Here is a 12,560-nt window from a genome sequence, read left to right as displayed (position 1 = left end):
GGACCGCCCTGCCAGAACCGGGGTAATTTGCTCCGACTTCGTCCCGAAATAGAAGGGTTTTCAAGCCAGCTGTGGTACAGAACCGTTCCAACAAAGCGGAATTGCGGCGCTCACTTCTCGCCGCCCGCCGTGCCCGGTCCGCCGAATCCGCCCGTACGTCGGCCCGCGCGCTCGCCCGCGAGGCCCTCGGCCTGCCCGAACTGGCCGACGCGGACACGGTCGCCGCGTACGTCTCCATCGGCGCCGAACCCGGCACCCGCCACCTGCTCGACGCCCTGCGCGGCCGCGGGGTCCGCGTCCTGCTGCCCGTTTTGCTCCCCGACAACGACCTCGACTGGGCCGCGTACGAGGGCCCCGCGAGCCTGGCCGAGGCCGCCCGCGCCGGGAAGATGACCCTGCTGGAACCGGCCGGTCCGCGGCTGGGCCCGGACGCGGTCACCGGCGCGGGCGCGGTGCTGCTGCCCGGGCTCGCGGTGGACGGGCGCGGGATGCGGCTCGGGCGCGGCGGGGGCTCGTACGACCGGGTGCTCGCCCGGCTGGAGCGCGCGGACGCCCATCCGGCGCTGGTGGTGCTCCTCTACGACGAAGAGGTGGTCGCGCGGGTCCCGGAGGAACCGCACGACCACCCCGTGCACGCCGTGGTCACCCCGTCGGGGGTGCGCCGCTTCCGGCCCGACGCGTGAGCCCTAGGGCTTGAGCGTCAGCGTCTCGACCGTCGCCTTGGCGACCGCCTCCTTGCCGAACGGCCAGTCCAGCAGCTCACCCTTGGCCCACATGTCCGTCTGGTCCGTGTAGTGATCGGCGTACGCGTGGCCCGAGGCGCCGGTCAGGTTGATCCACCGGGACTTGTCGAGGTCGTTGAGGTTCACGACCATGCGCATCGAGGGGACCCAGGTGACGTCGTAGCCGCTGGAGGCGTTCCAGCCGGTGGCGTTGACGGTGGCCTCGCCGCCGCCCAGGTTCCACGGACCGCGGTTGAGCAGCCACTTCATGAAGCCGGGGCCCTCGGTGCCGATCGTCTGGTTCTTCAGCGTCAGCTGGTGCAGACGGCCCCAGCTCCAGCTGGACTGGTCCTTGCCGAGCTTGGCGGTCAGCTCCCAGCGGGCGTCCTTCATGGCCCGCGCGAACAGCTCGTCGCGGGTGGTGGTCGCCTTGTCCGAGTACAGGGCGGGCGACTGCCACCAGGCCGACTTCTCGTCCTTGACCAGCTTGCGGACCACCTCGAACCAGCGGTCGCCGCCGTCGGGCTGCGCCGAGTCGGCGCCGCGCTGGCCGCATTCGCGGACGACCTCGGCGAGGTCGTCGGCCGGGCCGGTGCCGTTGCCCTTGACGTTCATGCAGCTGTCCTTGACCCGCAGCTCCTTCGGCATCTTGTCGCCGAAGGACAGCTTGAGGATGTTGCGCCAGACCGCGTTGAAGTAGGCGGCGGCCGCCGAGTCGGGCTCCTGCGTGTAGTTCCAGCCCTCGAGCAGCTTCTGGGCCGAGCGCACGTCCGGGTCCGAGACGCGGATCTTGGTCAGCATGGGCGCCAGCAGCGCGGCGATCTCGCTGCTGTTGTCCATCTGCATGGTGCGCATGTCGTCGGTGGAGATCTTGCCGCTGTCCTTGATCTTCGCCTCGATGAGGTCGTTGATCCGCTGGCTGCGGGCGCCGTAGCCCCAGTCGGTGGTCAGCGTGTACGGGTACTTGCCCGCGCCGGCGCCGCTCTCGACGACCGCCTGGTTGGCGGTGACGACGTAGCCGCGCTGCGGGTTGAACTCGGAGGGCAGCTCGGCCTGGGCGATGTAGCCCTTCCAGCCGTACTTCGAGTCCCAGCCGGGCGCGGGCATCCGGCCGTCGCCCGTGGTGCGCAGCGGGATCCGGCCCGGGGCCTGGTAGCCGATGTTGCCCGTCGCGCCCTTGTTGTCGGCGTAGATCAGGTTCTGGGACGGGACCTCGAAGTCGGCGGCGGCGGCCCGGAAGCTCGTCCAGTCCTTCGCCCGGTTCATCTTGAAGACCGCGTCCATGGACTTGCCCGGGTCCAGGGCCGTCCAGCGCAGGGCGACGGCGTAGCCGTTGCCGCGGTCGGGGGCCGTGCTGCCGACCGGGGCGCGGGCGCCGACCGTGCCCAGCTCGTCGCTGCGGTCGGAGACCAGCGGACCGTTGTTCGTGGTCCGCACGGTGATCTTCTTCGAGGCACCGCCCGCGACCTTGATGACCTCTTCACGGCTGGTGAAGGGGAGCACCTTGCCGTCGTAGACGTAGCCCTCGGGCTTGATCTGCTCCAGGTACAGGTCGGTGACGTCGGCGCCGAGGTTCGTCATGCCCCAGGCGATGTCGGCGTTGTGGCCGATGACCACGCCGGGCATGCCGGAGAAGGAGAAGCCGGCGACGTCGTACTGGCAGGACGCCGAGGCGGTCCGGCAGTGCAGGCCCATCTGGTACCAGACCGAGGGCAGCTGCGGGGCCAGGTGCGGGTCGTTCGCGAGCAGCGGCTTGCCGGTGGTCGTGTACTTGCCCGCGATGACCCAGGAGTTCGATCCGATGCCGCTGCCGTTGGGGCCGAGGAGGGCGGGGATCTGGTCCAGGGTGGAGGCCAGCGAGGTGAGCTGGGAGCGCAGGCCCGCGCTGGCGCCCTGGACGGTGGTGTTGTCCACGGCGCTGGAGTTGGCGGAGGCACTGGATCCGGTGGCGGCGCCGCCGGACCCGGTGGTGGTGCTGGAACCCGAAGCGGCGCCCGAGGCGGTGCCGGAGCCCGTGGCGGAACCGGAGGTGTTGGATCCGGAGGTGCCCGAGCCGGAGCCCGGCGCGCCCTGGGCGACGTACTTGCCGCCCTCGATCTTGCCGCCGTCGATCACCGGCTTGTTCCGGTCGAAGGGGTACGGCGGGTACAGCTCGTCGATCTGGGCCTGGGTGAGCTTGCCGGTCATCAGCGAGCGGTCGATCTCGTCCTGCATGTTGCCGCGCAGGTCCCAGGCCATCGCCTTGAGCCAGGCCACGGAGTCGACCGGGGTCCACTGCTCGGGCTTGTAGTCGGCGCTGAGCTTGAGGGCCGCGTGCTCGACGGAGAGGTCCTTGCCGGACTTGCCCTTGAGGTACTCGTTGACCCCGTCGGCGTAGGCCTGGAGGTACTTCTTCGTCTCGGGTGAGAGCTTGGTGTCGTACTCGGTCTGCGCGACCTGACGCCAGCCCAGCGTGCGCAGGAAGGCGTCGGTCTCGACCTGGCCGGCTCCGAACATCTCGGAGAGACGGCCGGAGGTCATGTGACGGCGTACGTCCATCTCCCAGAACCGGTCCTGCGCGTGCACGAAGCCCTGCGCGCGGAAGAGGTCCTGGTCGGTGTCGGCGTAGAGCTGGGGGATGCCCTTGGCATCGCGCTTCACCTCTACGGGCGCGGTGAGCCCGGCGAGCTTGAGGGTTCCGGTGGTCTGCGGGTAGGAGGCGCGCAGACTGTCCGCGCTCCAGTACGCCCCGTAGCCAAGGCCCGCGACGAGCGCCAGCACCAGCATGAGCACGATCAGACGGGCGCGTCGTCCCTTCTTCTTGACGGAAGGGGCGGATTCGTTGGCGGGCATCGCTGTCCTTCGCGGGGCAGGGTGGTCCTGGAGTGCTGGAGCAACCATAGGCGCAGGGCGCCCGGGAGTGATCCGCGAGGGGTCCCGGCGGCTGGCAGCAGGGGCGATGGCCGTTTCACAATGTGAGGAGAGCGTCAAGAAATCGTCAAATATTAGGTAAGGTAACGAAGTACTTGCCGCCGGAGGAACGATCCGGCAGGCGCTCCGAGGGAAGGATCGCCCGCTGACTGTCCACCAGCTCAATGAGCTTCTGCTGGTCTGCTCGCTCGTGCTGCTCATCGCCGTCGCGGCGGTGCGCGTCTCCTCGCGCAGCGGGCTCCCCAGTCTGCTCATTTACCTCGGCATAGGCATCGCGATAGGCCAGGACGGCATCGGCAACGTCGTCTTCGACAACGCCGAACTGACGCAGGTCATCGGCTACGCGGCCCTCGTGGTGATCCTCGCCGAGGGTGGTCTGGGCACGAAGTGGAAAGAGATCAGGCCGGCCCTGCCCGCCGCGATCGTGCTGTCGCTGGTCGGCGTCGCGGTCAGCGTGAGCGTCACGGCCGCCGGGGCCCACTATCTGGTGGGGCTGGAGTGGCGCCAGGCGCTGCTGATCGGAGCCGTCGTCTCCTCGACGGACGCCGCCGCCGTCTTCTCCGTACTGCGCAAGGTGCCGCTCCCCTCGCGCATCACCGGTGTGCTGGAAGCCGAATCCGGTTTCAACGACGCTCCCGTGGTGATCCTGGTCGTGGCCTTCGCCACGGTCGGCCCGGTGGACGACTGGTACGTACTGCTCGGCAAGATCGCCCTGGAACTCGCCATCGGCGTCGCGATCGGCCTCTCCGTCGGCTTCATGGGGGCGTACGGCCTGCGGCACGTGGCCCTGCCCGCCTCCGGCCTCTACCCGATCGCCGTGATGGCGATCGCCGTGACGGCGTACGCGGCGGGCGCGATGGCCCACGGCTCCGGCTTCCTGGCCGTGTACCTGGCGGCCATGGTGCTGGGGAACGCGAAGCTCCCGCACTGGCCCGCGACCCGGGGGTTCGCGGACGGGCTCGGCTGGATCGCGCAGATCGGCATGTTCGTCCTGCTCGGCCTGCTGGTCACCCCGCACGACCTGGTCCACGACTTCTGGCCCGCTGTGATCATCGGCCTGGTGCTGACGATGGTGGCGCGACCCCTGGAGGTCTTCCTGAGCCTGCTGCCCTTCCGGGTGCCGTGGCAGGAGCAGGCCCTGATGTCCTGGGCTGGCCTGCGCGGCGCCGTCCCCATCATCCTGGCCACCATCCCGATGGTGACCGGGATCGAGGGCAGCGACCGGGTCTTCAACATCGTCTTCGTGCTGGTCGTCGTCTACACCCTGGTGCAGGGACCGACGCTGCCGTGGCTGGCGCGCAAGCTCGAGCTCGGCGACCAGGCGCCGGGGCCCGCGGACCTCGGGATCGAATCGGCGCCGCTGGAGCGGCTGCGCGGACACCTGCTGTCCTTCGGGATACCCGACGGCTCGCGGATGAGCGGGGTCGAGGTCAGCGAGCTGCGGCTGCCGGCCGGAGCCGCCGTCACGCTGGTGGTGCGGGACGAGAAGAGCTTCGTACCGCTCCCGGCGACCGTGCTGCGGCGCGGGGACGAGCTGCTGGTGGTGACGACGGATCCGGTACGGGACGCCACCGAGGCCCGGCTGCGGGCGGTGGCCCGGGGCGGCAAGCTGGCGGGCTGGCTGGGGACGGGCGGCGGGGCCACCGCCGTCACGCCGCGCGGGCCGCGTCCCAAGTAGCGGAAAACAAGACAGATTCGATGCCGAGTGGCTCGTTCTGCCCTGTTTTCGGGGGTACCGGAAGACGAAGTTCCCGTTAATCGCAGGTGAAGTCATGCGATGTCGCCACAATCACAGGGCGCAACGGGCGGCGGGCCTGTAGCATGAAGGCACACCATATCGAACCAACTCTGTCTGACGCAGAGCTGGCGCGACCGCTCGGCGGCCGTGGCACCCCCCGCAGTGGGCGCCCAGGTATCACTCGGTTCGGCGCAAGAGGACAGCTCTCGGGGCTCCCACATGTACGGGTGCGACTCGCTCACAAGGCGGTGCACCGTCCGCAGTCGGGGAGTTCTACCAGGCAGCGGAAAGGCAAGGCCGTGACATCCGCGGTCACGACCGACACGTCCCGCCCCGGCTACGGGCAGCTGCTGCGCACGCCCGGTGCCCTCAGCTTCCTGATCCCCGGCTTCGCCGCCCGGCAGCCCTTCGCGATGCTGACCATCGGCATCGTCCTGCTCGTCCAGAACACCACCGGATCCTTCGGTGACGCGGGCGTCGTCGCCACCGTCACCGGCATCTCGATGGCCCTGTTCGCCCCGCAGATCGGCAAGCTCGCCGACCGCCGCGGCCAGAGCGCCGTCCTGATCCCCACCGTCATCGTGCACGCCGCGTCCGTCGTCGGGCTGACCCTGCTCGCCCTCGCGGGCGCTCCGCTGTGGGCCCTCGCGCTGGCCGCCGTCCCGGCCGGCGCCTCGGTGCCGCAGGTCGGACCGATGGTCCGGGCCCGCTGGGCCGCCAAGCTCGAAGGCTCGCCGCTGCTGTCGACCGCCGCCGCGTGGGAGTCCGTCACCGACGAGCTGACCTTCGTCGTCGGCCCGGTGCTCGCGACCTTCCTGTGCACGACCGTCCACCCCTCGGCCGGTCTGCTCACCGAGGCGGGCCTGACCCTCATCGGCGGCCTGCTCTTCGCCGCCCAGCGCGGCACCCAGCCCAAGCCGGTGCCCCGGCTCGCGGGCGACGCGAAGCACGTCTCGGCGCTGTCCTTCCCCGGCCTGCGCGTCCTGATCGTCGCCTTCGTCGGCATCGGCGCCGTCTTCGGCGGCATGCTGATCTCGCTCGCCGCGTTCTCCGACGAGATCGGCAACCCGGGCGCGAACGGCCTGCTCTACGGCATCTTCGCGGGCGGCAACATGATCGCGGGCATCGCCTGCGGCACCATCGCCTGGAAGATCGGCCCGCGCCGCCGCCTGATCCTCGGCTACGTCGGCCTGACCGCCGCCGCGTCCGTGCTGTGGACCGTGAACTCCGTGTTCGTCCTCGGCGCGCTCGGTCTGGTCGTCGGCCTGTGCATCGCCCCGGCCCTGATCACCGGCTACACGATGATCGAGCAGCTGGTCCCGGCCGCCGCGCGGACCGAGGCCTTCACCGCGCTGACCGGAGCGGTCGCCTTCGGGCAGGCCGCCGCGGTCACCATCGCGGGCCAGCTGACCGACGCCCACGGGTCGTCGTACGGCTTCCTGGTCCCGGCGGTGGCCACCGCGCTGGCGCTGGTCACCCTGCTGGCGCTGCGCTCCAAGCTGGCGGCGAACGCGCCGAAGGCCCCGAGCCGGATCATCAACACCTCCAAGCCGACGGCTTCCGTCCGTGTGAATGAGCGTGTCGTGGGTCACCGCGTACCGGTGACGGTGGACTGATCGGCCGGAATACGTCACCATGGAACGTCGTTAGCACTCATTGAGTGAGAGTGCCAGGAGGAAATTCGTGCCGACCTACCAGTACCAGTGCACCGAGTGCGGTGAGGGCCTTGAGGCCGTGCAGAAGTTCACCGATGACGCGCTGACCGTCTGCCCGAGCTGTGACGGACGCCTGAAGAAGGTGTTCTCCGCGGTCGGCATCGTCTTCAAGGGCTCCGGTTTCTACCGGAACGACAGCCGCGGCTCCTCGTCGAGCAGCACGCCGGCCTCCAAGCCCGCGTCGACGGCGACCGCGTCCGCTCCGGCAGCCTCGTCGTCGTCTTCGACCTCGTCCTCTTCGTCGTCGGCCTCGGCCTCGTCGTCGAGCGGTTCGTCGAGCAGCGGCGGCAGCACCTCGGCCGCCTGACGCTCCTCGTTCCACGCTTTCGCGTTCCGCGGTTCACACCGCGCGCCCCACGCCACGCGAAGGGCCCCGCGCCGCTCACACCGGCAGCGGGGCCTTTCGCATGCCCGGTTAGGGTGGGGTCCATGGCGAACGCAGAGATCGGTGTCATCGGCGGCTCGGGCTTCTACTCCTTCCTGGAGGACGTCTCGGAGATCGAGGTCGACACCCCGTACGGCAGGCCCAGCGACTCCCTCTTCCTCGGTGAGCTGGGCGGCCGCCAGGTCGCGTTCCTGCCGCGTCACGGCCGCGACCACAAGGTCCCGCCGCACAAGATCAACTACCGGGCCAACCTCTGGGCGCTGCGCTCGGTCGGCGTCCGCCAGGTGCTCGGCCCCTGCGCGGTGGGCGGCCTGCGCCCCGAGTACGGCCCGGGCACCCTGCTCGTCCCGGACCAGCTGGTCGACCGTACGAAGGCGCGCGCCCAGACGTACTTCGACGGCGAGCCCCTGCCGGACGGATCCGTCCCGAACGTCGTGCACACCACCTTCGCCGACCCCTACTGCCCGGTGGGCCGCGCGGCCGCCCTGGCCGCGGCGCGGGGCCGCGACTGGGAACCGGTGGACGGCGGCACCATGGTCGTCATCGAGGGGCCGCGCTTCTCGACCCGCGCCGAATCCCGCTGGCACGCGGCGGCGGGCTGGTCCGTGGTCGGCATGACGGGCCACCCCGAGGCCGTCCTCGCCCGCGAGCTGGGCCTCTGCTACTCCTCGATCGCCCTGGTCACGGACCTGGACGCGGGCGCGGAGACGGGCGAGGGCGTCTCCCACACCGAGGTGCTCCGCGTCTTCGGCGAGAACGTCGGCCGCCTGCGCGAGGTCCTCTTCGACGCGGTCACCGCCCTCCCGCCGACGGAGTCCCGCGACTGCCTGTGCACCCACGCCCACGACGGCTGGGACCTGGGCATCGAACTGCCGTAGGCCTGCCGGGGGCTGTCGGGCGCCTGCGCCGGGGTGCTCCCTGCCCGGAGCCGGGGCCTTACCCGGCGGTGAGGGCCGCGCGCAGGCGGGCCGCGAACTCCTCGGGGTGAGCGAGGAAGCCGCCGTGGTCGCCCGGGAATTCGGTCGGCGGGGTGGAGCCGAGGCGGGCGGCCAGGGTGACGGCCGTGCGGTGCGCCAGCTGGCCCCGGGAGTCCGCGCCGACGCCGACGACGATCCGGTCGGCGCCCGCGGCCAGGGCCGGGAAGTCGGGCCGGTAGGCGATGGTGTCGCGCAGCTCGTGGGTGAAGAAGCGGGCGCTGTTGGCCAGGTCCTGGGCGGAGGGCTCGAAGGGCGGGGCCGCGGGGGCCTGGGGCGTCGGGCGGTCGCCGGTTTCCGGGCCGGGGACGGATTCCGGGCCGGGGGCGATGTCCGGGCCGTTGCCGGGTGCCGGGCCGGCGATGCCCGCCGGGGCGTCGCCGTCCGCCGGGCCGTTGCCGGGTGCCGGGGCGTCGCCGTCCGCCGGGCCGTCGCCGTCCGCCGGGCCCGCGATGCCCGCCATGGCGAGGAACCGGCCGAAGGCCGCGCCCGCTCCCGCACGGTGGAAGACCTCGATGACCTCCTCGGCCTCGGCACGGCGCTCGGCGGCGTCCGGGAGCAGCTCCAGCAAGGGCGGTTCGTGCGCGACGAGGGTGCGTACCCGGCCGGGGTGGCGGGCGATGAGCGCGAGCCCGGTGACGGCGCCGCCGCTGCTGCCGAACACGTCGGCGCGGGCCGCGCGGTCGGCCCGGTCGGCGCCCAGCGCGTCCAGGACGGCCGTGACGTCGTCGGCCCGCAGGTCCGGGGTGGAGTCCTGTCGCGGGTCGTCGAGGACGCTGCCGGAGATCCCCCGGGGGTCGAGGGTGACGACGGTGCGGTCGGCGGCGAGTGCGTCGGCGAGCGCGCCGAAGGCGGCTGCGTCCATCGGCGCCCCCAGGAGCAGGAGCAACGGTCCGGCGCCGCGCACTTCGTAGTACAGGCGTACGCCCGGCACCTGGAGGGTGTGGGCCCGGGGGCTGCGGTCGGTGCGGGTCATGGCGGGTCCTTCGCTGGGCTGGGCCGCCACGGGGTCGTGGAGGCGGGTCCGGTCACAGGAAGGACTGCGGGCGGCGGAGGAACTCATCGGTCGGCGCCGTGCGGGTGCCGTACGGGGGCCGTGCGGGGGCCGTGTGGGGGCCGTGTGGGTGAGGAAGTTATCCACAACCTGGGGATCGTCCACAGCCCGGAGCGGGATCCGCGGGACCGCGGGATCGTGAGGGAAGCCCGGGCAGATCGCCCGGGGTTCACCTGACGAAGGGTGTGGTTGCCATGTCCAGCTCGTCCACGGCCGGTTCCTCCTCGGCCGGTTCCTCCTCGGCCGGCTCCTCTCGCCCCGCTTCCGGGCCTGCCGTTACGTGTGGGCCGGTGCACGTGGTTCCGGCTTTCGCCCCGCTCCGGGTGGGGCGCAGCGGGGACCGGCTGCGCAGGGCCGTGCGGCGCAGGCGGCGGGCGGTCGGTGCGGGGCTCGCGGTGGCGGCCGCCGCGCTGGCCGCGGCCGCCGGGACGGAGGCGCAGGCCTCGCGGGGCGCGCCGCCCCCGCCGCCTCCCCCGGTGACCGCGGCGGCCGGGCGCGCGGCGCCCGTCCCGATGGTGTCGGCGCCGGTGCGGATCGCCGACCCGGCGACGGTCCGGCTGCTGCGGCCCGGGGACCGGGTGGACGTGGTGGCGGCCGAGCGGGACGGCCCGCCGCGGGTGCTGGCCGAGGGGGCCCGGGTTGCCGAAGTGCCCGTCGCGGACAAGGGTGTCGGGGACGGTGGGGCGCTGGTGGTCCTGTCGGTGCCCCGGGACACCGCGCGGGCTCTGGTGGGGGCGGGTAGCGTGACGCGCTTGGCGGTGACGTTGTGCTGAGCCGTACGCGCGCGCGGACAAGTCACCTGAAGGTGGGCCTCGATTGGACACGCCGTGCCCGGACTGCCGTAGTTTTCGGAACCGTTGACTCCGAGTGCAGTACGAGCGAAATGAGATGCAGTGGTGAGCGAGAAGAAGACCGGCCTGCTGGCAGGCTTCAAGGCCTTCCTGATGCGGGGCAACGTGGTCGACCTCGCGGTGGCCGTGGTCATCGGCGCGGCGTTCACGAACATCGTGAACTCGGTGGTCAAGGGGATCATCAGCCCGCTGGTCGGCGCGATCGGCACGAAGGACCTGGACAGGTACTCGTCCTGCCTGAAGAGCCCGTGCGAGACGAACGCGACGGGCGAGGTCGTTTCCGGCATCCCGATCATGTGGGGCACGGTGCTGAACGCGACGCTGAGCTTCGTGATCACCGCCGCCGTCGTCTACTTCCTGATGGTGCTGCCGATGGCGAAGTACCTGGCCAAGGTGGAGCAGCGGCGCAGGGCCAGGGAAGGCGTCCAGGAGACGATGGAGATCACCGAGCTGGAGGTCCTCAAGGAGATCCGCGACACCCTCGTCGCCCAGCGCAACGCGGGCCCGGGCGGCCAGGGGCGGGACGCCTCGGCCTGACTCAGACGTGGTGCGGCGGCTTCTCGTCGAGGAAGCGGGCCAGGTCGGCCGCGCTGTCCGCGGCGGGCGGCCGTTCTCCCCAGCCCCGGTCCGTGTCGTCCGTGGACTGCCGGTCCAGCGGGTCGTCGAAGTCCAGCTTCGGCTTCGGCCGGGGCCCGGCGGGCTGGGGTGACTGCGGTCCGGAGGCGGGGGCGGTACTCATGCCTCAAGGGTACGGCCGCCCCCGCGGCGGATCAGCTGGGAGCCTCGGCGCCCTTGCGGGCGTAGAACCACCAGCAGACGGCCAGGCAGGTCGCATAGAAGCCGATGAACATCCACAGCGCGTTGGTGACCGCCATCGCGGCGAACATCGCCGGGATGAAGAAGAAGCCGTAGGCGGCGATCGCCGAGGAGAAGCCGGTGACGGCGCCCGCCTCCATCTCGGACTGCTTGAGGGCGGCGGCCTGCGCCTCGGGTCCCTGGCCCTCGGCGCGCTTCGCGTGCTGGTCCCGGAAGATCACCGGAATCTGCCGGAAGGTCGAGCCGTTGCCGAGACCGGAGAAGAAGAAGGCCGCCAGGAAGCCGATGAAGAAGGTCCAGAAGCTTCCCCGGTCACCGCCGGACGGCAGCGCGAAGATCACCACGACCAGTGCGGCCGCCATGCCCACGAAGGACAGCATGGTGACCCTGGCCCCGCCGATCTTGTCGGAGAGCCAGCCGCCGGCCCAGCGCATGAGCGCGCCGATGAAGGGGCCGATCCAGGCATATGTGGTGGCCTGGTAGCCCTGGGTCTCGAAGTTGTTCTTGATGAGCAGCGGCAGACCCGCGGCGAAGCCGATGAAGGAGCCGAAGGTGCCGACGTAGAGCCAGGTCATCAGCCAGTTGTGCTTGCGCTTGAAGATGATCTTCTGCTCGCTGAAGGGGGCCGCGGCCACCTTGAGGTCGTTCATCAGGAACCACGCGAGCAGCGCCATGATGACCAGCAGCGGCACCCAGAGGAACGCGCCGTTCTGGAGCCAGATGTCGGTGTTCTTCTTGGCGTCGTGCTGCGGACCGCCCGCCGGCGCGCCGAGGACGGCCGCGGTGACCACCAGCGGCGCGACCAGCTGGACCACGCTGACGCCGAGGTTGCCGAGACCGCCGTTGAGGCCGTTGGCGCTGCCCTTCTCCCGTTTGGGGAAGAAGAAGCCGATGTTGGCCATCGAGGAGGCGAAGTTGGCGCCGCCGATCCCGCAGACGGCCGCGATCAGGGCCAGCTCCCAGTACGGCGTGCCCGTGTCCTGGAGGGCGAAGCCCAGCCAGAGCATCGGCGCCACCAGGACCAGGGTGCTGAGCGCGGTGAACTTCCGCTCGCCGAAGATCGGCCCGATGAAGGTGTACAGGATCCGGAAGGTGCCGCCGGTGATGCCCGGGATGGCGGTCAGCCAGAACAGCTGCGACTTGGAGAAGCCGAAGCCGACGTCGTTCAGTTTGACCACGGTGACGGACCAGACCTGCCAGACCACGAAGCCGAGCATCAGCGCGGGGATCGAGATCCAGAGGTTGCGCTGGGCCACCGTGCGGCCGGTGGACTGCCAGAAACCGTCGTCCTCGGGGCGCCAGTCCCCGATGGTGGCGCCGGGTTTGTAGGTCTCGGCGCGGTGCGATCGCGGCTTCGTGGACGTGGGGGTGGGGGTGGGGGTGGGTATCGACATG

The 12,560-nt window shown here is 71.2% G+C and carries 11 protein-coding genes; 7 read left to right on the top strand and 4 right to left on the bottom strand.

Annotated elements, in window-relative coordinates; translation table 11 throughout:
• The first annotated feature begins 71 nt into the window (after nt 1-71).
• On the top strand, nt 72-683 hold the full coding sequence (locus tag ABT084_RS25650) for a 5-formyltetrahydrofolate cyclo-ligase (protein ID WP_502969189.1): 612 nt from the start codon (nt 72-74) through the stop codon (nt 681-683).
• Between the two features lie 3 nt (nt 684-686).
• Here the strand turns inward: ABT084_RS25650 and ABT084_RS25645 are convergent, their stop codons facing one another.
• Nucleotides 687-3,554 (bottom strand): penicillin acylase family protein, encoded by a 2,868-nt coding sequence (locus tag ABT084_RS25645; RefSeq protein ID WP_351048273.1) that lies wholly within the window; start codon nt 3,552-3,554, stop codon nt 687-689.
• 223 nt (nt 3,555-3,777) lie between these two features.
• Between ABT084_RS25645 and ABT084_RS25640 the strand changes: the two genes are divergently transcribed.
• The 4 genes from ABT084_RS25640 (at nt 3,778) to ABT084_RS25625 (ending at nt 8,348) form a co-directional block, all read left to right on the top strand.
• The gene (locus ABT084_RS25640) at nt 3,778-5,310 is read left to right on the top strand and encodes a potassium/proton antiporter (RefSeq protein ID WP_351048343.1); all 1,533 of its coding nucleotides are present in this window, start codon (nt 3,778-3,780) and stop codon (nt 5,308-5,310) included.
• Nucleotides 5,311-5,669: 359 nt separating this feature from the next.
• Entirely contained in the window at nt 5,670-6,986 is a 1,317-nt protein-coding gene (locus ABT084_RS25635) for an MFS transporter (RefSeq protein WP_351048271.1), read from the top strand.
• A gap of 67 nt (nt 6,987-7,053) precedes the next feature.
• Nucleotides 7,054-7,392 carry an FmdB family zinc ribbon protein gene (locus ABT084_RS25630; RefSeq protein ID WP_351048268.1) on the top strand — a complete coding sequence of 113 codons (339 nt, stop codon included), beginning with the start codon at nt 7,054-7,056 and terminating at the stop codon, nt 7,390-7,392.
• 122 nt (nt 7,393-7,514) lie between these two features.
• A complete protein-coding gene (locus ABT084_RS25625) occupies nt 7,515-8,348 on the top strand; it encodes an S-methyl-5'-thioadenosine phosphorylase (RefSeq protein WP_351048265.1) in 834 nt (277 codons plus the stop codon).
• A 58-nt stretch (nt 8,349-8,406) separates the two neighbouring features.
• Here ABT084_RS25625 and ABT084_RS25620 read toward each other — a convergent pair whose 3' ends face one another.
• Nucleotides 8,407-9,420 (bottom strand): alpha/beta fold hydrolase, encoded by a 1,014-nt coding sequence (locus ABT084_RS25620; RefSeq protein WP_351048262.1) that lies wholly within the window; start codon nt 9,418-9,420, stop codon nt 8,407-8,409.
• 368 nt (nt 9,421-9,788) lie between these two features.
• On the opposite strand from ABT084_RS25620, the gene ABT084_RS25615 reads away from it, so the two are divergent.
• Both ABT084_RS25615 and mscL read left to right on the top strand, forming a co-directional pair.
• Nucleotides 9,789-10,271, top strand: a complete 483-nt coding sequence (locus ABT084_RS25615) for a hypothetical protein (protein ID WP_351048259.1) — start codon at nt 9,789-9,791, stop codon at nt 10,269-10,271.
• A 123-nt stretch (nt 10,272-10,394) separates the two neighbouring features.
• Nucleotides 10,395-10,886, top strand: a complete 492-nt coding sequence (mscL, locus tag ABT084_RS25610; RefSeq protein ID WP_351048257.1) for a large conductance mechanosensitive channel protein MscL — start codon at nt 10,395-10,397, stop codon at nt 10,884-10,886.
• Nucleotide 10,887: 1 nt separating this feature from the next.
• Here mscL and ABT084_RS25605 read toward each other — a convergent pair whose 3' ends face one another.
• The gene (locus ABT084_RS25605; protein ID WP_351048254.1) at nt 10,888-11,088 is read right to left on the bottom strand and encodes a hypothetical protein; all 201 of its coding nucleotides are present in this window, start codon (nt 11,086-11,088) and stop codon (nt 10,888-10,890) included.
• A 31-nt stretch (nt 11,089-11,119) separates the two neighbouring features.
• Nucleotides 11,120-12,559, bottom strand: a complete 1,440-nt coding sequence (locus ABT084_RS25600; protein ID WP_351048252.1) for a NarK family nitrate/nitrite MFS transporter — start codon at nt 12,557-12,559, stop codon at nt 11,120-11,122.
• Nucleotide 12,560 lies beyond the last annotated feature (1 nt).

The sequence above is a fragment of the Streptomyces sp. NPDC002138 genome (assembly GCF_040296485.1).
Lineage (GTDB): Bacteria > Actinomycetota > Actinomycetes > Streptomycetales > Streptomycetaceae > Streptomyces.
Note: the sequence above shows the minus strand (reverse complement) of the source record. Positions and strands in the feature narration are given on the sequence as shown.

Bases quoted from the DNA above. Each gene is read 5' to 3' on its own strand.
- ABT084_RS25625 (WP_351048265.1), top strand. From the start codon at position 7,515: ATGGCGAACGCAGAGATCGGTGTCATCGGCGGCTCGGGCTTCTACTCC.
- ABT084_RS25645 (WP_351048273.1), bottom strand. From the start codon at position 3,554: ATGCCCGCCAACGAATCCGCCCCTTCCGTCAAGAAGAAGGGACGACGC.
- ABT084_RS25620 (WP_351048262.1), bottom strand. From the start codon at position 9,420: ATGACCCGCACCGACCGCAGCCCCCGGGCCCACACCCTCCAGGTGCCG.
- ABT084_RS25600 (WP_351048252.1), bottom strand. From the start codon at position 12,559: ATGTCGATACCCACCCCCACCCCCACCCCCACGTCCACGAAGCCGCGA.
- ABT084_RS25605 (WP_351048254.1), bottom strand. From the start codon at position 11,088: ATGAGTACCGCCCCCGCCTCCGGACCGCAGTCACCCCAGCCCGCCGGG.